This is a genomic window from Corallococcus sp. CA053C, assembly GCF_003611675.1.
Classification (GTDB): Bacteria; Myxococcota; Myxococcia; order Myxococcales; family Myxococcaceae; genus Corallococcus.
Map to the genome: position 1 here is coordinate 1 of NZ_RAWA01000049.1, position 24,473 is coordinate 24,473.

At 69.9% G+C, this 24,473-nt stretch carries 17 protein-coding genes; 3 read left to right on the plus strand and 14 right to left on the minus strand.

The window, feature by feature from the left end; translation table 11 throughout:
• On the minus strand, window positions 1–284 hold a 284-nt coding region (locus D7V97_RS09545), incomplete at its 3' end, for a rhomboid family intramembrane serine protease (RefSeq protein ID WP_233582608.1).
• Window positions 285–464: 180 nt separating this feature from the next.
• Between D7V97_RS09545 and D7V97_RS09550 the strand changes: the two genes are divergently transcribed.
• Both D7V97_RS09550 and D7V97_RS09555 read left to right on the plus strand, forming a co-directional pair.
• Window positions 465–2,291: an FHA domain-containing protein gene (locus D7V97_RS09550; protein WP_233582609.1), complete on the plus strand. Its 1,827-nt coding sequence runs from the start codon at window positions 465–467 to the stop codon at window positions 2,289–2,291.
• A 45-nt stretch (window positions 2,292–2,336) separates the two neighbouring features.
• Window positions 2,337–2,930: a response regulator gene (locus D7V97_RS09555; protein ID WP_014398871.1), complete on the plus strand. Its 594-nt coding sequence runs from the start codon at window positions 2,337–2,339 to the stop codon at window positions 2,928–2,930.
• Here D7V97_RS09555 and D7V97_RS09560 read toward each other — a convergent pair.
• From D7V97_RS09560 to D7V97_RS09570, 3 genes are read right to left on the minus strand one after another with little or no spacing between them, the layout of a single operon-like run.
• Window positions 2,927–3,694 (minus strand): enoyl-CoA hydratase/isomerase family protein, encoded by a 768-nt coding sequence (locus D7V97_RS09560; protein WP_120610300.1) that lies wholly within the window; start codon window positions 3,692–3,694, stop codon window positions 2,927–2,929. The two genes, D7V97_RS09555 and D7V97_RS09560, sit on opposite strands and share 4 nt — an antisense overlap.
• A 12-nt stretch (window positions 3,695–3,706) precedes the next feature.
• Window positions 3,707–3,919, minus strand: coding sequence for a biotin/lipoyl-binding carrier protein (locus D7V97_RS09565; RefSeq protein ID WP_120610301.1), 213 nt, complete (start codon window positions 3,917–3,919; stop codon window positions 3,707–3,709).
• Between the two features lie 54 nt (window positions 3,920–3,973).
• Window positions 3,974–5,323, minus strand: a complete 1,350-nt coding sequence (locus D7V97_RS09570) for an acetyl/propionyl/methylcrotonyl-CoA carboxylase subunit alpha (RefSeq protein ID WP_120610302.1) — start codon at window positions 5,321–5,323, stop codon at window positions 3,974–3,976.
• A 172-nt stretch (window positions 5,324–5,495) separates the two neighbouring features.
• On the opposite strand from D7V97_RS09570, the gene D7V97_RS09575 reads away from it, so the two are divergent.
• A complete protein-coding gene (locus D7V97_RS09575; protein ID WP_233582610.1) occupies window positions 5,496–5,840 on the plus strand; it encodes a hypothetical protein in 345 nt (114 codons plus the stop codon).
• A 13-nt stretch (window positions 5,841–5,853) separates the two neighbouring features.
• Here D7V97_RS09575 and ftsZ read toward each other — a convergent pair whose 3' ends face one another.
• The 10 genes from ftsZ to murD form a co-directional block, all read right to left on the minus strand.
• Window positions 5,854–7,098, minus strand: a complete 1,245-nt coding sequence (ftsZ, locus tag D7V97_RS09580) for a cell division protein FtsZ (RefSeq protein ID WP_120610304.1) — start codon at window positions 7,096–7,098, stop codon at window positions 5,854–5,856.
• 338 nt (window positions 7,099–7,436) lie between these two features.
• The gene (locus D7V97_RS09585; RefSeq protein WP_233582611.1) at window positions 7,437–14,849 is read right to left on the minus strand and encodes an Ig-like domain-containing protein; all 7,413 of its coding nucleotides are present in this window, start codon (window positions 14,847–14,849) and stop codon (window positions 7,437–7,439) included.
• Window positions 14,850–15,185: 336 nt separating this feature from the next.
• Complete coding sequence (ftsA, locus tag D7V97_RS09590) at window positions 15,186–16,421, minus strand: cell division protein FtsA (RefSeq protein WP_120610305.1); 1,236 nt, start codon at window positions 16,419–16,421, stop codon at window positions 15,186–15,188.
• Between the two features lie 42 nt (window positions 16,422–16,463).
• Entirely contained in the window at window positions 16,464–17,321 is an 858-nt protein-coding gene (locus D7V97_RS09595; RefSeq protein WP_120610306.1) for a cell division protein FtsQ/DivIB, read from the minus strand.
• A gap of 132 nt (window positions 17,322–17,453) precedes the next feature.
• On the minus strand, window positions 17,454–18,410 hold the full coding sequence (locus tag D7V97_RS09600; protein ID WP_120610307.1) for a D-alanine--D-alanine ligase: 957 nt from the start codon (window positions 18,408–18,410) through the stop codon (window positions 17,454–17,456).
• Window positions 18,407–19,339 (minus strand): UDP-N-acetylmuramate dehydrogenase, encoded by a 933-nt coding sequence (gene murB, locus D7V97_RS09605; protein WP_120610308.1) that lies wholly within the window; start codon window positions 19,337–19,339, stop codon window positions 18,407–18,409. The genes D7V97_RS09600 and murB overlap by 4 nt, the downstream gene beginning before the upstream one ends.
• A 3-nt stretch (window positions 19,340–19,342) precedes the next feature.
• Window positions 19,343–20,764 (minus strand): UDP-N-acetylmuramate--L-alanine ligase, encoded by a 1,422-nt coding sequence (gene murC / locus D7V97_RS09610; RefSeq protein ID WP_120610309.1) that lies wholly within the window; start codon window positions 20,762–20,764, stop codon window positions 19,343–19,345.
• Complete coding sequence (gene murG, locus D7V97_RS09615; RefSeq protein WP_120610310.1) at window positions 20,761–21,912, minus strand: undecaprenyldiphospho-muramoylpentapeptide beta-N-acetylglucosaminyltransferase; 1,152 nt, start codon at window positions 21,910–21,912, stop codon at window positions 20,761–20,763. Before murG ends, murC begins: the two co-directional genes overlap by 4 nt.
• Window positions 21,909–23,072, minus strand: a complete 1,164-nt coding sequence (gene ftsW, locus D7V97_RS09620) for a putative lipid II flippase FtsW (RefSeq protein ID WP_120610311.1) — start codon at window positions 23,070–23,072, stop codon at window positions 21,909–21,911. Before ftsW ends, murG begins: the two co-directional genes overlap by 4 nt.
• 5 nt (window positions 23,073–23,077) lie before the next feature.
• Complete coding sequence (murD, locus tag D7V97_RS09625; RefSeq protein ID WP_120610312.1) at window positions 23,078–24,457, minus strand: UDP-N-acetylmuramoyl-L-alanine--D-glutamate ligase; 1,380 nt, start codon at window positions 24,455–24,457, stop codon at window positions 23,078–23,080.
• Window positions 24,458–24,473: the final 16 nt, after the last annotated feature.

Consider the following 24,473-nt stretch of genomic DNA (forward strand, 5'->3'; position numbering starts at 1 on the left):
GACCACCAGAGCGAACCCGTCATCGTCGCCAGTCCCGCCACGGCGAGCAGCGCGGCGTAGTCCCACCACCGGCACGCGCGCTCCACCGCCGAGCCCACCACGCCGAACACCAGCAGGTTGAGCCCCAGGTGCAGGCCGTCCCGGTGCAGCAGGTTGGCCGCCAGGAGCCGCCATTCCTGACCCGCGTCCGTCACCAGCGGGCCCGTCTTCGCCCCCCAGCGCACCAGCGCGTCCACGCCCGGAGGCCCCCCGGACGCCAGCGCCGCGTACAGAATCGCCTGCACCCCTACCAGGGCCACCGTCAGCCACGGTACCCTGGCTTCCCCGCCCCTTCCGGCCAATCGACCGATGGACAACAGTGCCCCCCTGACCATGGGATGGGCAAAAAACCCTGTTGTTCTCGGGGGATACATGGCTTGTCTCGGCAAAGGGCATTCTGCTATAGCTGTACTCGGACCGGACCCGTGCTGAAGCTCATCATCGAAGACGACGAGGGGCGCAAGACCGTTGTTCCCTTCGTGCGCGACGAAATCACCATTGGACGTCAGGAGGGCAACACGATCCGCCTGACCGAGCGGAACGTGTCACGTCGACACGCCCGGCTGGTGCGCCTCAATGGACACGTCGTGCTCGAAGACCTGGGGAGCTACAACGGCACCCGGATCAACGGCGAGCGCGTCGCAGGCCAGCTTCCCCTCAAGGAGGGGGACCTCATCCAGATCGGCGACTACGATCTGGCCTTGCAGGTCGAGGGTGCGGCCAACGCCGCCCCCACTGGCGCCATCACCGCCAAGGTGCCCGCCTCCCGCCGGCCAGAGCCGGAGGAGGAGGACGCCCCAGCGCCCAGCGCGTCGCAGGACGACGCCGAGGACGAGGAGGAGGACGACGCGGACGGCGACGAGCACGACCACACGCCTCCTTCCGCGGAGGCGCGGCGCAACGCCACATCCATCATCCGCATGGACCAGATGGAGGCGGACCGCCCCCGCAAGGTGGAGCGTGTCCCGGAGGACGAGCAGCCCCGGCTGCTGGTGCTCGCCCCCACCGAGTTCAAGGGCCAGGAGTACGACTGCAACCGCACCGAGCTGCGGATCGGCCGTACGTCGGAGAACGACATCGCCCTGGACCACCGCTCCCTGTCCCGCACGCACGCGAAGGTGGTGCGCGAGGCGACCGGTGAGTGGCGGGTCATCGACATGCAGTCGGCCAACGGGATGACGGTCAACGGCGAGAGCTACGCCCAGGCCACGCTGTCCCACGGCGACATCATCGAGATGGGCCACGTGAAGCTGCGCTTCGTGGGCCCGGGCACGCTGTCGGAGGACCTCGCCGCGCAGGGGGACCGTCCGGGTTCGAAGAAGCTGGTGGTGGGCATCGTCGTCGCGTTCCTGTCCATCGCCGCGGGCGCCGCCCTCTTCGTCATCAAGGGACAGGACCTGGTGACGCCGACGACGGACACCCCGCCGCCCGTGGTCGCCAACAATCCGCCCCAGGTTCCGGACAAGCCGGTCGCTGCCGTGGGCACGACGCCGGAGACCCCGCAGCCCCCGCCGGAGGCCCCTCCCGAGCCGAAGGCGACGGAGCAGGACTTCGAGACCGCGCTCACGGCCGCCGACTTCGACAAGGCCCGCACCGTCCTGGACGCCCTGCGCGCGGAGAAGGGCGTCCCCGTCGGCAAGGCGAAGGACCTGCAGCAGCGGCTGACCCTGGAGACGCAGGCCCAGCAGCAGCTGGCCGTCCTCGAAGAGGCGCTGAAGAACAACAAGGTCGCCGAGGCCACCGCCGCCGCCAAGACCTTCCCGAAGACGGTGGTCTTCGCCAGCCGCTTCGAGGAGCTGAAGAAGCAGCTCGAGGAAGCCCAGCGCCCTCCCCCGGGTGAAGCCACCGTGGCGACGAACCCGGCGCAGAAGCCTTCCACGGCCCCGACGTCCGACTTCATGCGCGGCAAGACGGCGGCCGACGTCGAGCGGGACATCACTGACGTCCAGACGGAGGTCCAGCGCCTGAGCAAGGCGAAGGACATTCCGGGTGCCCTGGAAGTCGCCAAGGACTGCGCGCTGATCGCCCCCAGGCTTCCCGAATGCCATCTGATGCTCGGCGTGCTCTATGCGAAGAGCAACAACCAGGCCCTGAGCTTGAAGCACTACGCGCAGTTCGTCACGCTCGCGCCCCCGGGCCACGCGAAGCGGGCGCGGGTCATTGAAATCCTGAGCAACAACAGTCCGAAGGGTGACGGCAGTGCGGCGGTGCCTCCGTCGGAAAATCCCCCCGCCTCAAGCAATGGCCAGTAACTCCCCCCCGCAGCACTTCCCTCAACCTTGCAGCGAGGAGACGCTGTGCAGATTCGCATCCTGGTAGTTGATGACGAGCAGGACAACTGCGACTACCTCAAGCTGGTGCTGACCCGAGAGGGCTACGAGGTGGTCACCACCACCGACCCCACCCAGACGGTGGACATCCTCCGGGGCTCCGACTTCCACCTCGTCATCCTCGACATGATGATGCCGCAGATGTCGGGCACCGAAGTCTTGGAGTTGATCCGCAAGTACGACACGGACATCGCGGTCATCGTCGCCACGGCCTACCCCACCGTGGACACGGCTGTCGCCTCCCTCAAGGCGCAGGCGTCCGACTACGTGAAGAAGCCCATGGAGCCGGAGCAGTTCACGGCCGCCGTGCGCAACGCGTTGCAGAAGAAGGGTCTGTCGCAGGACCCGGAAGCCGACCTGCACCGCGCCATTGGCCGCACCATCCGCGACGCCCGCAAGACGCAGGAGCTCACGCTCAAGCAGCTTGCCCGCCGCACCGGCCTGTCCGTGTCGCTGCTGTCGCAGATTGAACGCGCGGAATCCTCCGCGTCCATCTCGTCGCTCTACAAGATCGCCTCCGCGCTCCAGCTGCGCATGGGCGAGCTGTTCGGCGACACCTAGCGGCCGTTGAAGCGGGGCGCGCGCTTTCCCAGGAAGGCCGCGCGCCCCTCCTTCGCATCCTCACTGCCGAACGCCTCGCCGCGCACCTGGCGCAGCCGCGCGACGTCCGCCGCAGCCAGGCCGGAGCGCGACAGCAATCCGAAGGCCTCCTTCATCCCCGACACCGCCTTCGGTGCCTGCGCGGCCAGCGTCTCGCACCAGGCCAGCGCACGCGCCTCCGCGTCCTCCGGGCACTCGTCCAGGAGCCCCCACGCGAGCGCCTCCGGCGCGGGCAGCCTGCGCGCGGTGAGGAACAGCTGCTTCGCCCGCGACAGCCCCACCAGCCGCACCGCGCGCGCCAGCCCCTCGGGCGAGTACACGATGCCCAGCCGGGCCGGCGGCATGAGGAAGAAGGCGTCCGGCGCGCCCACCCGGAAGTCGCAGGAGGCCGCCAGGTCGAAGCCCGCGCCCACCGCGCCGCCCTGCACCAGCGCCACCGACGGCGCTGGGTGCCGCTCCAGCTTCAGCAGGCACGCCACCAGCGCGTCGTCCGGCAGCCGCCCGTCCGCGCCGGGCGGCCCCAGGTGCGTCAGGTCGTAGCCCGCGCAGAAGTGCCCGCCCTGCCCGCGCACCAGCAGCGCGCGGACGTGGGGGCCAGGGTCCAGCGCCGCGTCCAGACGGGCCAGCAGCGCGTCGTCCAGGGCATTGCGCCGGGTGGGGTTGGAGACGGTGAGGACGCGGACACCGCCCTCGCGGTCCTCCACCTCCAGCGTGGGCGCTGTCACGGTCCCCGCGCCCTAGCCGAGCACCACGAGGACGTCGCCCTCGTTCACCGGCTGCGCTTCCTTGCAGCGGATCTCCTTCACCGTGCCGTCCTCGGTGGTCTCCACCGGCATCTCCATCTTCATCGACTCGAGGATGACGAGCGTGTCCCCGGCCTTCACCGGGTCGCCCACCTTCACCTCGATCTTCCACACCGTTCCCGTGATGTGCGCCGCAACGTCCGCCATGAACCAGTCCCTCCTCGGGTGTGAAAACGAAGCGCGGGCTGCCGCGCTCCCTACCTACGGCTTCGCGTGATGATCCAGGAAGTGCGTGTCCAGCTCCCCGGCGCTGAAGGCCGGAGCCTTCAGGATGCGCAGGTGGAGCGGGATGTTCGTCTTGATGCCCTCGATGCGGAAGTCCTCCAGCGCCTTCACCGCGCGGGCAATCGCCTCGTCGCGCGTGGCGCCGGAGATGATGAGCTTCGCGATCATCGGGTCGTAGTTCGGCGTCACCACGTCGCCCTCGGCGTAGCCGGAGTCCAGGCGCACGCCTTCGCCCGTGGGCGGCTGGAACACCTTCAGCGGGCCGGGGGACGGGAAGTACTTCACCGGGTCTTCCGCGTAGATGCGGAACTCCAGCGCCGCGCCCTTCCGCTTCACGTCCTCCTGCTTCACCGTCAGCTTTTCGCCCGCGGCGATGCGCAGCTGCCAGCCGATGAGGTCCAGGCCCGTCGTGAGCTCCGTCACCGGGTGCTCCACCTGGAGCCGGGCGTTCATCTCGATGAAGTACACCTGCCCGTCCGAGTACAGGAACTCCACCGTGCCCGCGTTGGCGTAGCCGAACGTCTTCGCCGCGGTGACGGCCGCCGTGAAGAGCTGCTCGGACAGGGCCGCGTTCTTCCCGTTCGCGAACAGCACCGACGGGGCCTCCTCCACCACCTTCTGGTGCCGGCGCTGGATGGAGCACTCGCGCTCCAGGCCGTGGATGAGGTGACCGTGGGTGTCGCCGAGAATCTGGACCTCGATGTGGCGCGGCGCCGGGAAGTAGCGCTCCAGGTACACGCCCTCACGGCCGAAGGCGGCCTTCGCCCGGTCCGTGCACTGGCGGTACACCTTCTCCAGCTCCGCGGGGCTGCTCGCCGCCGCCATGCCGATGCCGCCACCGCCGCTGGCGGCCTTGCACAGCACCGGGTAGCCGATGCGCTCCGCGGCCTCCAGGGCGCTCTGCACGTCCGGCAGGACGCCGTCGCTGCCCGGCACCACCGGCACGCCCGCGGCGGACACCAGCTTGCGCGCCTGGCTCTTGTCCTTCATCCGCGCCATGGCCTCCGGCGGCGGCCCCACGAACACCAGGCCCGCGTCCGAACACGCCTGCGCGAACTCGCCGTTCTCCGACAGGAAGCCGTAGCCGGGGTGCACGGCCTGCGCGCCCGTCTTCTTCGCCGCCTCCAGGATGGCGGGGATGCTCAGGTAGCTGTCCTTCGCCGGCGCAGGCCCGATGCGCACCGCCTCGTCCGCTTCCTTCACGAACGGCAGCGTGGCGTCCGCGTCCGAGTACACGGCCACGGTCTTCACGCCCATCTGCCGGGCCACCGTCCCGATGCGGCGCGCGATTTCACCCCGGTTGGCGATGAGCAACTTCTGGAACATGGCGGTACCCCGGCGTTGCGAAGGGCGGCCAAACTAACCCCCACCCCCCTGCCTGACAAGCGCTCGGACAGGCATGCAACAGGTCCGTACAGTCCCGTAAATTTGCGGGTCTACGAGCCCCTGACGTACCTTGCCCGACGTGAAGCCTCCCTCGACAGGAACGGAAGGCGTCGTGGACCTGCATGGTGCCCGTCGCGCTCGCCGTCTGGATTTGTACCGGAGCCGGCTCAATGAGCGGCTCCAGGCCACCCGCGCCAACCTGGTGACGCTCTACGAGGGCGGCACCCTCTTCACGCCCGACGGCACCAAGCGGGGCCGCTCGCTGCTGAAGGCGCTGCAGCTCTTGCAGCGCGCCGGCACCCGGATGGAGGAGCTGTCCGGTACCGGGCTGCTGCCCGCCCCCCGCGCGTCGGAGCGCATCGACGCGCTCTACGACGAGGTGGACGGCCTGTTCACCCGCTGTGACCGCCTCACGGGCCGGGGCACGGCGAGCGTGGCCCGCCTCCCCCGCAACTGACGGCCCTTCCGGCCTACGGCAGCTCCGTCTGACCCTGGCGGCGCAGGAACGTCGGGATGTCGAACTGATCCTCGTCCAGGGGCAGCGCCGCGTCCTTCACCACGGCCGTGCGCGCGCTCTGCATGGAGGACTTCGGGTTCTCCACCGTGGACATCGTCGGACGGGGCGTGCTCTTCGCGGGGACGAGGCTCGCCACCTCCTCGCGCGACGAGGACAGCACCGACGACGGCGCGGGGCGGCTGGACATGGGCATGGACATGGGCACCTGGACCACCTGCGTCATGGGCCGTGCCTTGGCCGCCTCGCGGTGCACGAAGCCCGTGGCGATGATGGTGATCTTCACCTCGTCCTGGATCTGCTCGTCGATGAGCGACCCGAAGATGATCTCCGCCTCGCCGTCCGCCGCGTCGTGCACCAGCGTCAGGGCCTCGTTGACCTCCTGCAGGGTCATGTCGCGGCCGCCGGTGATGTTGATGAGCAGGCCCGTGGCGCCGTCGATGGAGACGTCCTCCAGCAGCGGGCTGGAGATGGCCTGCTGCATGGCGATGACGGCGCGCCGGTCGCCGCAGGCGTTGCCCGTGCCCATGAGCGCCAGGCCCTTGTCGCTCATGATGGTCTTCACGTCCGCGAAGTCCACGTTGATGTAGCCGTGGTACTGGATGAGGTCGCTGATGCCCTGCACGGCGTTGAGCAGGACTTCGTCGGCGCGCTTGAAGGTCTCCAGCAGCGGCATGGGCTCATTGGAGAGCGACAGCAGGCGCTGGTTGGGGATGGTGATGAGCGTGTCCACCGCGGCCTTGAGCTCCACGATGCCCTGCTCGGCCTGCTTGCGGCGCTTGTTGCCCTCGAAGAGGAACGGCTTGGTGACGACGCCCACCGTGAGGCAGCCCAGGCTCTTGGCGATGTCCGCGATGATGGGCGCGGCGCCCGTGCCGGTGCCACCGCCCATGCCGGCCGTCACGAAGACCATGTCGGCGCCTTCCAGCACCGCGGCGATCTGATCGCGCGACTCCAGCGCGGCCTCGCGGCCCATCTCCGGGTTGGCGCCGGCGCCCAACCCCTTGGTGAGCGCCTGGCCCAGCTGCAGCCGGGTGGGCGCCTTGGAGGCGGCGAGCGCCTGGACATCGGTGTTGGCGGCGATGAAATCGACGCGGTCGAGCTTCGACAGAATCATCGTGTTGACCGCGTTGCAGCCCGCCCCGCCCGCGCCCACGACACGAATCTTCGCGGCCTGCTTGTTCTGCTCGAACTGGTCCATGTCGATCCTCTTGGCGGAAGCCCAACGGCGCCGTCCGCGATGACTGCCGCCTTCGACAATCATCAGGAAGTCGGGCGCTTTGGCAAGTATTCCGCTACCAGCCTGTAGCGCCCTGCTGCGGTGTCGAGTCCTGACGCCCACTTACGCGCGCGGCTTCGGCATGCATGCGTGCGACGCAGTAGGCGAAACGCCCTCTTGACTCGCGCGCCTGACTCACCTTGGTCGGTCGTGCATGCCTCGCGCGCGTCCTGACGTGGCGCGGTGGGGCCCGGATGACGAAAAGGCCCGGCTCCCTGGATGGGAACCGGGCCTTTCCTACTCCCGAACCACGGGGAGGACTACGGGGCCGGACGCTCGATTTCGACCTTGCCCATCTTCACGATGTTGAACTCCACGCGGCGGTTGTTCTCCCGGCCCGCGGCCGTCTTGTTGGAGTCCACCGGCTTCGTCTCGCCGAAGCCCTGGGACTGCAGGCGCTCCGCGGCGATGCCGTCGTTGATGAGGAACGTGCGCACGTTGGCGGCGCGGCGCTTGGACAGGTCCAGGTTGGCGGCGTCCTTGCCCTGGTCGTCCGTGTGGCCTTCCACGCTCAGCAGCTCCACCTGCGGGTTGGCGCGCAGCACGGCGGCCACCTGCTTCAGGAGCGGGAACGAGCGCGGCAGGATGACGTCCTTGCCGGTGGCGAAGTAGACCTTCTCCAGGATGAGGATGCGCTCGCCGTCGACGAGCACCTTGACCTTGCCCTTGTCGGGGCAGCCGTCCTCGTCGGTGACGCCGTTGATGGTCTCCGGCTCCAGCGGGCACTTGTCCGCCGTGTCCGCGATGCCGTCACGGTCGTTGTCCGGGTCCGGGCAGCCGTCCTCGTCCTGGAAGCCGTCCTTGTCCTCGGGCGCGTTGGGGCACTTGTCGTCCGGGTCCATCAGGCCGTCGCCGTCGGTGTCCACCGGCGGAGGCGGCAGGGGCTTCGCGTCCGGGCAGCCGTCGGCGTCCTCGTAGGCGTTGACCGTCTCCGGCTCCAGCGGGCAGCGGTCCGCCGTGTCGGGGATGCCGTCGCTGTCGTTGTCCGGGTCCGCGCAGCCGTCCGCGTCCTGGAAGCCGTCGAAGTCCTCCGGGCCCTCCGGGCACACCGGCCGGGGCGGCGCCGGGGCACGCTCGGGCGTGCTGTAGCTGAGCCCCGCGAGCACGCGGAAGGTGGGCGTGCCGTAGCCGTGCGTCAGGCCCGGGCCCGCGCCCACGTGGGCGGCGAGTCCGCCCGTCGTCGGGCGGTACTTCAGCGCCGCGAGCAGCTCCAGCGGACGCTCCTCCTCGTCCTGCTGCTTGAAGCCCAGCGTGCCCGCGAGCGTGGCGTCCAGTGCCAGGGGCACCTTGCCCAGTTCGAAGGGCAGCTCCGCGCCCAGCCCGTACGCCAGCGCGCTGCCGGCGTTCAGGTTGCGCAGCTGCTCCGACTTGCGCAGGTCCACGCCCAGGTTGGCGAGCACCCGGAAGCGCCGGCCGTACTCCGCGACGAGGCGCGGGTTGACGGAGACGCCCGACCCGCCGAGGAAGTCCGAGGCACCGCCGGTGGGCAGCGACACGGGCACCGCCAGCGCCAGGCCGAAGTTCTCCCGGTCCAGCAGCCGCGCCTTCGGGATGAGCCGCAGGTCGCCGATGCCACCACCGCCCACGCCGTTGGCGAAGGAGGAGTCCACGCCCGGAGAAGCCTCCGAGCTCTGGATGGTGACGGGCAGCACGACGCCGATTTCGAAGCGGTCGAGGAAGCCCACCGCGCCCATCAGGTCCACGCCCACCTGGCTCTTCACCAGGGAGGTGACGTACGTGTCCGAGCGGGGGTCGAAGAAGTTGAGCGGCTTGTCGGCGTAGTTGACCGAAAGCCCCACGTTCCACCCCAGGTGCCGCTGCACCTGCGCGCCCTGCACGGCGAGCACGTCCGAGATGCCCGGGCCCGGCTTGTACTGCTGCACGTCGATGGCCTGCGACACGGCGGTGGCCTGCGCCCGGGCGTCCGGGGCCGCGAAGAGCGCGGTCACGAACAGGGCGAAGACGCCGCCCGCGCGCGCCAGGAGCTGCCCGCCCTTGCGGAAGCGGCGGCCCACCAGGGGCAGGGCCAGGAGCATCAGCGCGAAGGGCGCCAGCGAGCCCGTCCCACCGGTGCTGCAGCCGTGGCCCACGACGAGGAAGTCGTCGTTGGCGTCGAGCGGGTTGGAGCCGCCCTGCACTTCCACGCCGTCGTCGATGCCGCCGCCGTCGGTGTCCTTCTGGCTGGGGTCCGTCTCCGCGTCGGCGCGGCGGCCGTCGTGGTTGGCGTCCTCGTCGCCGTCCTTCAGGCCGTCGCCGTCGGTGTCGGCCTTCTTCGGATCCGTCGTCGTGGAGGGATCCGCGTCCGGCTTGAAGTTCGGCGACTGGCGGTTGGTCCCCACCGGCGCGGTCTCCGCGGTGACACCCAGCTCGGTGCCGTCGAGGATGCCGTCGTTGTCGCTGTCCGGGTCCCGGGCGTCGATGGTGCCGTCGCCGTCCGTGTCGGTCAGCCCGTCGGTGCCGTCCATCACGCCGTCGTCGTCGGTGTCGGAGTCGAACGGATCCGTCCCCTTCTCCAGCTCCGTGGCGTTGTCGATGCCGTCACCGTCCGCGTCCTTGTCGTCCGCCGGGTTGTTCGGATCCGTCTCGCGCACGTCCACGCGGCCGTTGTGGTTCGCGTCCTCGATGCCGTCGAACACGCTGCCGTGGTCGGTGTCGCGGTCGAGCGGGTTCGTCTTCGTCGCGGGGTCCTCGTCCTTCACGAAGATGGCCGGATCGGTGTCCGTGCCCTGCGGCGTGGTGAGGCCGGACTCCAGGCCGTCCGTCAGGCCGTCGCCGTCCGTGTCCGCCTTGTTCGGGTTCGTCTCCGTGGGGTCCACGGCGCCGTCGTGGTTGGCGTCCTCGTTGCCGTCGAGCAGACCGTCGTCATCCGAGTCGTCGTCGAGCGGGTTCGTCTTCGTCGTGGGGTCCTTGTCCGCCACGTACTTCGCCGGGTCGGTGTCCGAGCCCTGCGGCGTGGTGAGGCCGGACTCCACGCCATCCGTGAGGCCGTCGCTGTCGGAGTCGGAGTCCTTCGGATCCGTCTCGTCGGCGTCGACGATGCCGTCGTGGTCCTTGTCCTCGTTGCCGTCGAGGATGCCGTCATCATCCGAGTCGTCGTCGAGCGGGTCCGTCCCACCGACCTTGACCTCGACGCCGTCGGGGATGCCGTCGTCGTCGGTGTCCGGGTCGTTCGGATCCGTGCCGATGGTGGCCTCCTCCGCGTCCGTCAGGCCGTCATTGTCCGAGTCGGCCGTGTTGGACCAGCGGAAGGTGGTGGTGGCCGGAGCGCTCGTGTTGCCCGCGCCGTCCACGGACACCGCCGTCACGGTGTACTGACGGTCCGTCAGGGTGATGGGCAGCTGGAAGCTCCAGTTGCCCGCCGCATTCACCGTGATGGGGCCGTAGTTCGTCCCATCGAGCGTCAGCGTCACGGACGTCGACTTCGTGGACGTGCCCACGATGGTCACCGTGGAGGTGCTCACCGTCGTGCCGCTGACCGGCGAGGTGATGGCCACCGTCGGCTTCGTCAGGTCCACCGTGAAGGTGGAGGTCGCCGTGGTGCTGGTGTTGCCCGCCGCATCCACGGACACCGCCGTGACGGTGTACGTGCCCGCGGCCAGCGGACCCGGAAGCGCCTGGCTCCAGTTGCCGGAAGCGTCGACCGCGATGGGGCCGTAGTTGGTGCCCTGGAAGGTCACCGTCACGGACGTCGCGCCCGTGGTGGTGCCCGTCGCCGTCACCGTGGGGGTGCCCACCGTGGAGCCGTTGGCCGGCGTGGTGATGGCCACCGTCGGAGCGGTCTGGTCCACCGTGAAGGTGGTGCTCGCGGGCGAGCTGGTGTTGCCCGCGGCGTCCGTCGAGACGGCGGTCACGGTGTACGTGCCATCCGCCAGCGGACCCGGCAGCGTGGAGGTCCAGTGACCGGAGGCATCCACCGCGAGGGGGCCGTAGTCCGTGCCTTCGAAGGTCAGCGTCACGGACGTCGCGCCCGTGGCCGTACCGGTCACCGCCACCGTGGGGGTATTGATCGTCGACCCGTTGACCGGCGTGGTGATGTCGACCGTCGGCGCCGTCAGGTCCACCGTGAAGGTGGTCGTGGCGGGCGTGCTGGTGTTGCCCGCCGCGTCCGTGGACACCGCTGTCACGGTGTACGAGCCGTCGGTCAGGCTGAACGGCAGCGTGTAGTTCCAGTTGCCCGCGCCATCCACCGGGATGGGGCCGTAGTTCGTGCCGTTGTAGGTCAGCGTCACGGACGTCGCGCCCGTGGACGTACCCGTCAACGTCACCGTGTCGGTGCCCACCGTCGAGCCGTTGGCCGGCGTGCTGATGGCCACCGTCGGAGCGGTCAGGTCCACCGTGAAGGTGGTGCTCGCCGTGGGGCTGGTGTTGCCCGCGCCGTCCACGGCCACGGCCGTGACGGTGTACGTGTCTTCGGCCAGCGGGCCCGGCAGCGGGAAGCTCCAGTTGCCGGAGGCATCCACCGAGATGGGGCCATAGCTCGCGCCATCGAAGGTGAGCGTCACGGACGTGGCGCCCGAGGACGTCCCCGTCACGGTCACCGTGTCGGTGCCCACCGAGGTGCCGTTCACCGGGGTGCTGATGGCCACCTGCGGCCCGGTCAGGTCCACCGTGAAGGTGGAGTTCGCCGGGGTGCTGGTGTTGCCCGCCGCGTCCTTGGACACCGCCGTCACGCTGTACGTGCCTTCGCCCAGGCTGACCGGCAGCGGGAAGCTCCAGTTGCCGGAAGCGTCGACCGAGATGGGACCGTAGTTGGTGCCCTCGAAGGTGAGCGTCACGGACGTCGCGCCCGTGGAGGTACCCACGACCGTCACCGCGGAGGTGCCAATCGTCGAACCGTTGGCCGGCGTGCTGATGGCGACCGTCGGAGCCGTGAGGTCCAGGGTGAAGGTGGAGGTCGCGGGGGGGCTGGTGTTGCCCGCCGCGTCCTTGGCCACCGCCGTCACGGTGTAGCTGCCCTCAGGCAGGGGACCCGGCAGCGGGAAGCTCCAGCTACCGGAGGCATCCACCGCGATGGGGCCGTAGCTCGTGCCTTCGAAGGTCAGCGACACGGACGTCGCGCCCGTGGACGTGCCCGTCACGGTCACCGTGGGGGTGTTGATCGTCGACCCGTTGGCTGGCGTGCTGATGGCGACCGTCGGAGGCGTCTGGTCCACCGTGAAGGTGGAGGAGGCCGCCGTGCTGTTGGTGCCCGCGCTGTTCCTGGACACCGCCGTCACCGTGTACGAGCCATCCGCCAAGGGGCCGGGCAGGACCTGGCTCCAGTTGCCGGAAGCGTCGACCGCGATGGGGCCGTAGTTGGTGCCCTGGAAGGTCACCGTCACGGACGTCGCGTTCGCGGACGTGCCCGTCACCGTGACGTTCGGGTTGGTCGTCGTCGAGCCATTGGCCGGCGTGGTGATGGCCACCGTCGGGGCCGGGACGGCCACCGTGAAGGTGGATGAAGCCGTGGTGCTGTTGGTGCCGGAGCCGTTCGTGGACACCGCCGTCACGGTGTACGTGCCATTTGCCAACGGGCCGGGCAGCGCCTGGCTCCAGTTACCGCCCGTCACCGTGATGGGACCGTAGTTGGTGCCCTGGAAGGTGACCGTCACGATGGTCGCGTTCGCGGCCGTGCCCGTCACCGTCACATTCGGGTTGGTCGTCGTCGAACCGTTGGCCGGCGCAGTGATGGCCACCGTCGGTGCCGGGACGACCGCCACCGTGAAGGTGGAGGAAGCCGTGGTGCTGTTGGTGCCCGCACCGTTCCTGGACACCGCCGTCACGGTGTACGTGCCATTGGCGAGCGGGCCCGGGAGCGCCTGGCTCCAATTGCCGGAGGCATCCACCGCGATGGGGCCGTAGTTCGTGCCCTGGAAGGTCACCGTCACACTCGTGGCGTTCGCGGACGTGCCCGTCACCGTCACGTTCGGGTTCGTCACCGTCGAGCCATTGGCCGGCGTGCTGATAGCCACCGTCGGCGTCGTCGCGGCGGTGATGGTGAAGGTGTTGATGTTGCTCGGGGCGCTCTCGACGCCATTGGTCACCGTGACCGCATAAACGGTGTGCGCGCCTACGCTCAGCGCCGACGGCGTGAGGGTGAAGTTGCCCGACGCGTCGGACGTCACCGTCGTGGCCAGGGGCTGGCCGTCCACGTAGATGCGGACCGTTTGATTGGGGCTCGGCGTCGTGCCCGTGATGGGGGGCGTGGGGTTCGACGTGGACGAGCCATTGGCCGGGGTGATCACCGTGGGAGGCTGCCCCATGGTGATGACACCCGGGTTGCCCGGCGCGGAGCCGTAGGTCGGACCATCCGGAGCACCTGCCGTGGGCTGGGTGCCCGCCGCGCCTCCCGCGACCGACGCGGGACAGGAGTAAGCAGTGGCCTGCAAGTGGATGTTGCCACCGCCACCGCCACCGCCCGTGCCGTGCGGCGACGCCACGAAGGTACTGTTACCGCCGTTGCCGCCCTTCGCGGACAGCTCGCCGGTACCGCTGCATGCCAGGGCGCCCGTGAGCCGCAGGGAGATGGTACCGCCCGCGCCACCGCCACCCGCCGCGTCGTTCGCGGACGACAGAGCCCCAACGCCGTCCGAAGTGATGCTGCCCGTTCCCGTGAGCGCCGCGCCACGCACGAAGACGATGCCGCCCGCGTTTCCGCCGCCGGTGCCTACGTCGTCGTTGCCGTGGCCGGAGCCACCGCCGCCGCCGAAGAGGGCGCGGTTCGCCGGGACGAAGAGCATCCGGCCACCGGGGAGACCACCCACCGCACGTGCCGGAGCAGGCTCTTCCGCCCACGTCCGACCGCCAATGCCACCCGCGCCACCGTTGCCACCGCCGCCACCACCGGAGTTGTGGCAGATGCCACCACCGCCTGCGTTCAGGATGTTGCCTCGGCCCGAGAGGGGCGTGGTCTGCAAGAACACCGTGGGCTGCTTGTAGCGGGCAGGCACCAGCCCCTCGCCCTTCATGGCGCCTTGGGGATTGGCCAGGTCATAAGCGGTTGCGGGGCAGGCGTCGCCGTCACCGTTGAAGTAGTCCGCGCCGCGGAAGCCCGCCCCCGTGGCGGAAATGGTGCCGTTGTTCGTCACCGTCCCGGTGGCGAAGAAGATGACGATGCCACCCACGGTGTTGTTGTAATCGATAGCGACGTCGGACCACCGCTGGGCGACGATGCTCGCGCCCGCGTTGATGGTCACGTTCGTGTACTCCGGCACCCGGATGGCCTGCGCCGAGGCCCGGAGGAGCGCGCTGTTGTTGGCGGTGCTGTTGCTCCCTGTGAACGCCGCCGTGAGTGCATGGCCCGTGAAGGTCAGGGTATTGCCCGTAAGCGACGTCACACGCACGAACTGCCAGTTGCCCACCGCGGTTGCGGTGAAGTCGAACGGGCCCGTCGCACCGGACGTCACCGCAGGGGCGTAGCCGGTGGACTGGTAGATCATCACCAGGTCGCCCACCGCGAAGCCGGTCGTGTCCACCACATTCACGGTCGTGGCGCCCACAGCCGCGTTCGACCTGAGCCGCGTATACGTGTTGACGACCGTGCCAGGCGCGTTGACGGTCAATGCTAGGTTGTGGCCGTCGCCGTTGCCGAACGTGTCCGGTTCGGCCAGCGCGGCGGGAGCCGCGAGCACGGTGCACAGCAGGGCCAGGAGGCCTGCGGCGGATCTGCGAGCTCCCGGGAGGGGCGTCAGCAACCGCGAAGTCTTTTGTGGAGTCATAGGGTCTGGGCTCGCGGGAACAGCGGGATGGTTCCGGGGGCCACTGGCCCCCCTAGCAAGCCGGGCGCCATCGTCTGTCGGTTTTTGATTCCGACCAAATCCGCACACTTGCGCCGCCTGCTCCCCATGCTTACGGGCGGAGTCCCAAATCTGGATCCAGATTCCAGAAACCGGAAAGCCTCCCGCGTCTCCCCCTGACGCGTCAGCGTGCCCCGTTGACGCGTCCGCCCGTCTCCGGACACACGCCCCCTGAAACGCGAAAGGGCCCCCCGAAGGGAGCCCTGACTCAGCGCGGCATGACGCCGGAGACTTCTAGAAGATCTCTTCCAGCCACTCGCGCATCCGGCCCTTCACCTTCTTGTAGACGTTGCCGTCCTCGCGGATGCGGAACATGCGCCGGTCCATGTGCTTGGCGCCGTAGACGACCAAGCCCACGCCCGTGGCGTACATGGGGCTCTTCACCACGTCCACCAGGCCGCCGATGCCGCGCGGCATGCCCCGGCGCACCGGCAGACCCAGCACCTCTTCGGCCAGCTCCGGCATGCCCGCGAGCAGCGTGGAGCCGCCCGTGATGACGATGCCGGACGCGAGCAGGTCCTCGTAGCCGCACTTCTGGATCTCGCGGTGGACGAGCTGGAAGATCTCCTCCACGCGCGGCTCCAGAATCTCCGAGAGGATCTGCCGGCCCAGGACGCGCGGCTGACGGCCGCCCACGCTGGGCACCTCAATCGTCTCGTCCTTGTTGATCATCGACGCGAGCGCGCAGCCGTACTTCTGCTTGATGCGCTCGGCCTCGTGCGCGGGGGTGCGCAGGCCGATGGCGATGTCGCTCGTCAGGTTGTTGCCGCCCAGGGCGATGACGGCCGTGTGGACGATGGAGCCGCCGGAGAAGATGGCGATGTCCGTGGTGCCGCCGCCGATGTCGACGAGGCACACGCCCAGCTCCTTCTCGTCCTCGCTCAGCACCGCCTCCGCGGACGCCAGCGGCTGCAGCACGATGTCGGAGACGTTCAGGCCCGTGCGGTTGGCGCACTTGACGATGTTCTGCGCGCTGGAGACGGCGCCCGTGACGATGTGCACCTTGGCCTCCAGGCGCACGCCCGCCATGCCCAGGGGCTCCTTGATGCCGCCCTGGTCGTCGATGATGAACTCCTGGGGCAGGACGTGGATGACCTCCCGGTCCAGGGGGATGGCCACCGCCTTCGCGGCGTCGATGACGCGCGCGATGTCCGCCTCGCGGACCTCCTTGTCCTTCACCGCGACGATGCCCTGGGAGTTGAAGCCCTTGATGTGGCCGCCGGCGATCCCCGTGTACACGTGGGAGATCTCCGCCCCGGCCATCAACTCGGCTTCCTCCACCGCGCGACGGATGGACGACACCGTGGCCTCGATGTTGACCACGACGCCCTTGCGCAGACCCTTCGACGGGTGCGTGCCGATGCCGATGATGTCGATGCCGCTATCAGTCAGCTCGCCCACGATGGCGCAGATCTTCGTCGTGCCAATGTCGAGGCCGACGATGATCTCCCCCGACTTCTGCTTCGCCATTGAAACCTCCCAGGCCCCCTCACTCTCGTGAAGGAAGCATCCTCACTGCGTCGAGCCCCCGCTCCTGTCGGAGTCGGACCCGCTCGAAAGCCTCACCGCCACCCAACCCGGTCGGGCACGGTTATCCAGGCGAATGATCTCGGCTGCAAGCCCCCTCGTGCTCAGCTCGCGACGAACGCGCGCCAGCCGCTGGAGCTTGACTTCCGTATCGCCCACGCCGAGGCGCACCTCCTGCCCCGTCGCCGTCACCAGCGCAAGCCCGCTGTTCTCCAGGCGCACCTCGGACAACCGCTCGGATCGCCCGGGCGACAACCGCGCATAAGCACGGGTTACATCCAGCGCCTCGCGGAAGCGCGCACGCACCGCGTCCGCGTCCGCGACGTAGGCATCGCGCTCCAGCCCCGTGACGAGCGGCAAATCCAACCCGTCCCCCGGGGTGACGCGCTTGAAGGGCTCGCCCTCCTCGTCCAGCACGTACAGGTCCCCCAGCACCGCCAGAGCCGCGGGCGCGTGCTCCGCCACCTCCACCGACACCCCGCGCGGAAACCGCCGCGTCACCTCCACCGTGCGCACCCAGGGGTGCTGCCCCATGGCCCGCGCGAGCGCCGCCGGGTCCAGCGACCAGAGGTTCTGCCCCGCCGTCAGCCCCGACAGCTTCAGCAGCTCCGCGCGCGAGGCCCGCTCCAGCCCGGTGAAGGTCACCGACTCCAGCGCGAAGCGCGGAGACACCCGCGCCCAGGTGCGCAGTTCGATGCCGCCCCACACCAGCGCGGCCGTCACCACCGTCAGCCCCAGCGCCTTCGCCACCGTCGGTCCGTGCGAGCGGACGGAGGCCTTCACCGCGTTGTTGCGCGATGCGGCATCCAGTTGACGGCGTTTCTTGTTCTTGCCGAAGGCCATGAGTAGGGAGGCGCATGCTGCGTGCGGAGATCGCTCCACGCCAGTTTTTGGCTACAGACACGTCGCTGTAGCGCCCGACAGGGACACCCCGGCCCGTCAAGGGGCCGGAACTCCAAGAAGACGGGGAACGGCTCAGGCCTTGAGTGAAGCGCCCTGAAGCAGCCGCTCACACAGCGCCGGGAAGTCGATGCCCCGCCCCGCCGCGATTTTCGGCAGCAGGCTGGAGGCCGTCATTCCGGGCAGCGTGTTGATTTCCAGCAGGAACACGTCGCCGGCTTCGGTGACGATGACGTCCGAGCGCGACCCGCCCGAACACCCCAGCGCCACGTGCGCGGCGAGGGACACGGCGTTCACGCGCGCGTACAGGTCCGGAGGCAGGGGCGCGGGGAAGAGGTACTGGGTGCCGCTGCCGGCCTTGTACTTGGCCTCGTAGTCGTAGAACTCGCGGGCCGCCTTGACCTCGATGACGCCCAGGGCCTCGTTGTCCAGCACGCCGCCCTGCACCTCGCGGCCCTTGATGAACTGCTCCACCAGCAGCGTGCCCGCGTGCGTCGCCGCCTCCTGCACGGCGGCCGTGTACTCGTCACGCGTCTTGCAGATGTGCACGCCCACGCTGCTGCCCTCGCGGCTGGGCTTCACCACCACCGGGAAGGGGAACGGCAGCCGGTCCGCCTCCGCGAGCGCGGCCTCCGCCGAGGCGAAGGCGCGGTAGGGCGGCGTGGGGATGCCGCGCGAAATGAAGATCTCCTTGGCGTACACCTTGTCCATGCCCACCGCGGAGGCCATCACGCCGCTGCCGGTGTAGGGGATGAACATGGCCTCCAAGAGGCCCTGGACGCAGCCGTCCTCGCCGTAGCGACCGTGGAGCGCGAGCCACGCCACGTCCACCTTCTCCGCGATGAGGCGCGCGGGCAGGTCCTTGCCCACGTCGATGTCCACCACGTCGTAGCCCAGCCCGCGGAGCGCGCCGGCCACCGCGGCGCCGGTGCGCAGGGACACCTCGCGCTCGGAGGAGAGGCCGCCGAACAGCACGCCCACGCGCTTCGACTTCAACTCTTCCGGGGTGAAGCCTCGGGGACCGTTGCTCATGGAAGGAACACTCCGACGCATTTGACTTCGGGTTGCAGGGTGACGCCCGTGGCTTCCAGCACCCGCGTCTGCATCAGGGTGAGGAGGCCGCGCACGTCGCGGGCGGTGGCGCCGCCCAGGTTGACGATCCAGTTGGCGTGCAGCGGGGACACCTGCGCACGCCCCAGGGTGTGCCCCTTCAGGCCGACAAGTTCAATCAGCCGCCCGGCATGGTCGCCCGGCGGGTTGGTGAACACGCTGCCGAAGTTGGGCTGACTCAACGGCTGCGTGCGCTTCCTGTAGCCCAGGTCCGCGTCCATCGCGGCCTTGCTCGCCACCACGTCACCCCTGGGAAGCACGAAGCGCACGCGCGTGACGATACCTCCCGGCGGCAGCGTGGCGTGACGGTAGGTGTGCGGCACCTGCGCTTTCTCAAGCCACCCCACCCCGTCCACCGTGGCGACCTCGATGGCGTCCACCACGCGGAAGCACTCGCCGTTCTTGGTGCCCGCGTTCATCGTCACCGCGCCGCCCAGGGTGCCGGGAATGCCCGCGAGGAACTCCGCGCCCACCAGCCCCTGCGCCCGCATCACGTTGACGAGCCGCGCGATGGCGGCGCCCGTGCCCAGCGTCACCTGCCCCGCGTCCGGGCCGACGTCCACCGCTTCCGGGAACAAATCCGGCGGCAGCTTTACGGTGACGCCCGGCACGCCGCCGTCCCCCACCAGCGTGTTGGCGCCGCCACCCAGCACCGTGACAGGCACGCCCTCCTCGCGGGCGAAGCGCAGCAGCTCCACCAGCGCCTCCGGCGAGCGGGGCCGCACCAGCGCTTCGGCCGGGCCGCCCACGCGCACGCTGATGAGCGGCGCCAGGGGCTCGCCCGGCCTCACGTCCAGGCCCGGCAGCCGCGCCACGCGCGCCGCGAGCGGTGTTGCGACACCCGCCTCCATCCCCTACCCGCCCTTCGCCGCGCCCATCAGGGTCAACAGGTCCGGGCCCACCTGGGTGATATCGCCCGCGCCTAGCGTCAGCACCAGGTCGCCCTCGCGCACGCGCTCCTGGAGCGCCTTCGCCACGTCCGCGCGCTTCTCCACGAACGTCACGTCGCGGTGCCCGTGCGCGCGGATGGCCTCCGCCAGCGCGTCACCCGTGGCGCCCGGGATGGGCTCCTCGCCGGCCGCGTACACGCTGGTGACGAAGAGCACGTCCGCGTCGTTGAACGCGGTGGCGAACTCCTTCATCAGGTCATGCGTGCGCGTGTAGCGGTGCGGCTGGAAGGCGGCCACCACCCGGCGGCCGAAGGCCCGGCGTGCGCCCGACAGCGTGGCCATCACCTCCGTGGGGTGGTGCCCGTAGTCGTCCACCACGGTGATGCCGCCCACCTCGCCGCGCACGGTGAAGCGGCGCTGCACCCCGCCGAACTCGGCCAGCGCGCCGCGCACCGTCTCCAGCGGGATGTCCATCTCCTCCGCGATGGCCACCACGGCCAGGGCGTTGAAGGCGTTGTGCGCGCCCACCATGCGCACGCGGAACTCCCCCAGGTCCTCCTCCCGGCGGTACGCGCGGAAGGTGGTGGTGAAGCCGTCCAGGCTGATGCCCTCCAGCCGGTAGTCCGCCATGTGCGAGCTGCCGTAGGTGACGAAGCGCTTCTCGATGCGGGGCAGCAGCGCCTGGACGTTGGGGTTGTCCAGGCACAGTACGTTGAGGCCGTAGAAGGGCACCCGGTTGCAGAACTCCACGAAGGCGGACTGGAGCGTCTCCAGGTTGCCGTAGTGGTCCATGTGCTCCGGGTCGATGTTGGTGACGACCGCGATGGACGGGTGCAGCTTGAGGAAGCTGCCGTCGGACTCGTCCGCCTCCACCACCATCAGCTCGCTCTTGCCCAGCTTGGCGTTGGAGTCGAGCACGTTCACCTTGCCGCCCACCACCGCCGTGGGGTCCAGGCCCGCCGCGGACAGCACCGTGGCCACCATGGACGTGGTCGTCGTCTTGCCGTGGCTGCCGGCGACGGCGACCGCGTACTTCAGGCGCATCAGCTCCGCGAGCATCTCCGCGCGCGGGATGACGGGGATCTTCCGCTGGCGCGCCGCCACCACCTCCGGGTTGTCCTTGCGCACCGCGGAGGAGATGACGACCACGTCCGCGTGGACCAGGTTCTGCGCCCGGTGGCCCTCGTACAGCGTGGCGCCCAGCTTCGCGAGCCTGCGGGTGATGTCGCTCTCGCGCAGGTCGGAGCCGGACACGCGATAGCCCAGGTTGAGCAGCACCTCCGCGATGCCGCTCATGCCGATGCCGCCCACGCCCACGAAGTGCACGTGCGCGGCGTGGCGCGTCTTGAAGAGGCTGGCGGGCTTGTTGCTGACGGACTTGCTCATGCCTTGCTCCCGGGGGCCTTCTTCTCGTCCTTCTGCCCGCGGTCGCGGCCCTGGGGACCCCAGGCCTGCGTCGACAGGTCCACGCACACGTCCGCCAGCTCCTTCGCGGCCGCGGGCCGGCCCAGGATGCCGGCCTTCTTCGCCATCTGCTTGAGCTTCGCCGGGTCCGTCATCAGCCCGCGCAGCGTCTGGGCCAGGTGCTCCCCGGTGAGCTCCGCCTCGCGGAACATCAGCGCCGCGCCCGCGTCCACCAGCGCCCGGGCGTTCACCTCCTGGTGGTTGTCCGTCGCGTGCGGGAAGGGCACCAGGATGCTGGCCTTCTTGCACACCGTCAGCTCCGCCAGCGACGTCGCGCCCGCACGGCAGATGACCAGGTCCGCCTGGGCGTAGGCGGAGGACATATCGTCGATGAACTCCACCACCGTGGCCTGCGCGCTGAAGCCCTTGTCCGCGTAGCCCTTCTTCACCGTCTCCAGGTCGTTCTTGCCCGTCTGGTGCACGAAGGAGACCTGGTCCTTCAGGTCGCCCAGGAAGTCCAACGCGTCCAGCATGCGGTTGTTGAGGCCGCGCGCGCCCAGGCTGCCGCCGAAGATGAGCACGGAGAACTTCTCGTGCGCCGCGCTGCTGCGCAGGTAGTTGTCCATCAGCTTGCGGCGGATGGGGTTGCCAATCATCTGCACCTTGGCTTCGGGGAAGAACGCTCTCGCCTCCTCGAAGGCGGTGAAGACGACCTTCACGATGCGGCCCAGCACCTTGTTGGTGAGGCCCGGCAGCGCGTTCTGCTCCTGGATGGCGGTGGGAATGCCCATCATCCACGCGGCCAGCACCACCGGCCCGCTCGCGTAGCCGCCCACGCCCACCACCACGTCCGGCTTCTGGCGCGACAGGATGCGGAACGACGCGAGGAACGCCAAGGGCAGCGCGAGCAGCCCCTTGATGAGCCCCCAGAAGCCCTTGCCCTTCAGGCCCTGCACCTTCACGAACTCCAGCGGGTAGCCCTCCTTCGGCACCACGCGGGCCTCCAGGCCCCGCTCGGTGCCCACGAAGACGACCTCGTTGGCGTGGTGGCGCGTGACGACCTCCTCCGCGAGCGCGATGCCCGGGAAGAGGTGCCCGCCGGTGCCGCCGCCCGCGATGAGCACCTTCACGCCGTCACCTCCCGCAGGTCCGTCGTCCCCGCGCGAACCGGCCTCGCGGCGCCCTGGGTGTTCGCGCTCAGCGACAGGAGCACGCCCGCGGAGCCCATCAGCACCACCAGCGACGTGCCGCCGTAGGACACGAACGGCAGCGTCAGGCCCTTCGTGGGCAACAGGCCCATGGCCACGCACATATTCACCGTGGCCTGGAACGCGATGATGGAGCTGATGCCCAGGCCCAGGTAGGTGCCGAACGTCTCCCCCGCCGCGAGGCTCGCGCGGATGCCGCGCCAGAGGACGATGGCGTACAGCGCGACGAGCAGCCCCACGCCGATGAGGCCCAGCTCCTCACCGAGGATGGAGAAGATGAAGTCCGTGTGCGCCTCCGGCAGGAAGAACAGCTTCTGCCGGCCGTCGCCCAGGCCCAGGCCGGTGATGCCGCCGGAGCCGATGGACATGAGCGACTCCGCCACCTGGTAGCCCACGTCGTGCCGGTGGGCCCACGGATCCATGAACGCGAGGATGCGCTTCATGCGGTAGGGGCTGGTCGCGATGGCCACGAACGCCAGCGGCAGCGCGAGCAGCACCGACCCCACGAGGTAGCTGAGCTTCGTGCCGGCCGCGAACAGCAGCACGAAGAGCATGAACACCAGGAGCACGCTGCTGCCGAAGTCCGGCTGGAGCATGCACAAGAGCACCAGGATGCCGCACAGGGCCAGGTGCGGCAGGAAGCCGATGGAGAACGTGGCCACCTTCTCCCGCTTCTTCGCGAGCGAATAGGACAGGTAGACGAGCCACGCGAACTTGGCGACCTCCGCCGGCTGGAGGCTGAAGCCCGGCAGGCGGATCCACCGCCGCGCGCCGCCCGCCGTGGTGCCGATGCCGGGGATGGCCACCAGCACCATCAGCACGATGGCGACGATGAGCAGCGGGTACGCCAGCCGCGCGAGCCGCCGCCAGCCCAGCTTCATCATCATTGCCATGGCCACGACGCCCAGGCCCGCGGCGACCAGCTGGCGCTTGAGGAAGTACAGGCTGTCACCCAGCTTGTCCTGGGCGAGCACGGCGCTGGCCGAGTACGTCATCACCAGCCCCAGCGTGACGAGCGCCAGCACGGCGCACAGCAGGATGGGGTCGAACCGCACGGGGGCGGCCGGAGGAGAGGTCTTCATGACGGTCAGAGCGCCCCGACGAGGCGCTTGAACGTGTCGCCCCGGTCCTCGAAGTTCTTGAACTGGTCGTACGACGCGCACGCCGGGGACAAGAGCACCGTGTCCCCCGCCTTCGCGAGCCCGCGCGCCTTCGCCACCGCCGCGTCCAGCGTGCCGCACGCGTGCACCGGCGCCTCGTTGGCGTACGCCCGCGCCAGCGCGTCCGCGTCCTGGCCAATGGTCAGCACGCCCTTCACCTTCCCCTGCCCCGCTTCCACCATGGGCGCGTAGGGCGCGCCCTTGCCCTTGCCGCCCGCGATGAGCCACACGTCGCCCGCGAACGCCTTGAGCGCCACCAGCACGGAGTCCACGTTGGTGGCCTTGGAGTCGTTCACCCACTCCACGCCGTCCAGCACGCGCACGCTCTCCAGCCGGTGCGGCAGGCCCGGGTAGCTGTCCAGCCCCGCCTGCACCGCGTCGCGGGAGATGCCGCCCAGCCGGGCCAGCAGCGCGGCGGCCATCGCGTTCTGGGTGTTGTGCGCGCCCCGGAGCGCGCGGTTCGTCAGCGTGAAGGCTTCGCCGGAGAACTCCAGCCGGAAGCCGCCGTCCTGCGCCACCGCGAGCCCCGCGAGCTTCGGCGCGTCCACCACCGGGCGGCCGGTGAGGCTGAAGCCGTACACGGGCGCGCGCGCGGAGACCGCCAGCGACATCACCGCCGCGTCGTCCGCGTTCACCACCGCGAAGTCGCGGCCCGCGTCCTGGTTCATGAAGATGCGCGCCTTGGCCGCCCCGTACTCGCCCTGGTCCGCGTACCGGTCCAGGTGATCCGGCGTGAGGTTGAGGATGGCCGACCCCAGCGGGCGCAGCGTGTGGATGCCCTCCAGCTGGAAGCTGGACAGCTCCACCACCAGCGCGTCCCAGTCACCGGGCGACACGGCGGCCTCCGCCAGCGGACGGCCCAGGTTGCCACCGACGAAGGTGCGCTGGCCGCCCCGGGCGAACAGCTCGCCGGTGAGCGCCGTGGTGGTGCTCTTGCCGTTGGTGCCGGTGATGCCCAGCAGCCGCGTCACGCCGCCCAGCTCCAGGAAGCGCCACGCCAGTTCAATCTCGCCCCACACCGGGACGCCCGAGGTGCGCGCCGCCTCCAGTTCCGGCAGCGACAGCGGCACGCCCGGGCTCACCACCACCAGGTCCTGGCGGGTGAGCAGCCCTTCCGGCGTGGCGCCGGTGACGAGCGTGACGCCCTTCGCCTGGAGCTCCTTCGCCACGTCGCCGAGCGCGTCCTCCGAGCGCGCGTCCAGCGCCGTCACCTTCGCCCCGTGTTGCAGGAGCAGGCGCAGCGCAGCGACGCCGCTCTTCGCCAACCCGAACACCGCGACCTTCCGACCGGACAGCGACGTGCTCATGGGCGGGACAGACCCC

Coding starts and splice junctions, on each gene's coding strand:
- D7V97_RS09565 (WP_120610301.1), bottom strand. CDS start 3,919: ATGGCGGACGTTGCGGCGCACATCACGGGAACGGTGTGGAAGATCGAG.
- D7V97_RS09570 (WP_120610302.1), bottom strand. CDS start 5,323: ATGTTCCAGAAGTTGCTCATCGCCAACCGGGGTGAAATCGCGCGCCGC.
- ftsZ (WP_120610304.1), bottom strand. CDS start 7,098: ATGGACCAGTTCGAGCAGAACAAGCAGGCCGCGAAGATTCGTGTCGTG.
- ftsA (WP_120610305.1), bottom strand. CDS start 16,421: ATGGCGAAGCAGAAGTCGGGGGAGATCATCGTCGGCCTCGACATTGGC.
- D7V97_RS09595 (WP_120610306.1), bottom strand. CDS start 17,321: ATGGCCTTCGGCAAGAACAAGAAACGCCGTCAACTGGATGCCGCATCG.
- D7V97_RS09600 (WP_120610307.1), bottom strand. CDS start 18,410: ATGAGCAACGGTCCCCGAGGCTTCACCCCGGAAGAGTTGAAGTCGAAG.
- murB (WP_120610308.1), bottom strand. CDS start 19,339: ATGGAGGCGGGTGTCGCAACACCGCTCGCGGCGCGCGTGGCGCGGCTG.
- murC (WP_120610309.1), bottom strand. CDS start 20,764: ATGAGCAAGTCCGTCAGCAACAAGCCCGCCAGCCTCTTCAAGACGCGC.
- ftsW (WP_120610311.1), bottom strand. CDS start 23,072: ATGAAGACCTCTCCTCCGGCCGCCCCCGTGCGGTTCGACCCCATCCTG.
- murD (WP_120610312.1), bottom strand. CDS start 24,457: ATGAGCACGTCGCTGTCCGGTCGGAAGGTCGCGGTGTTCGGGTTGGCG.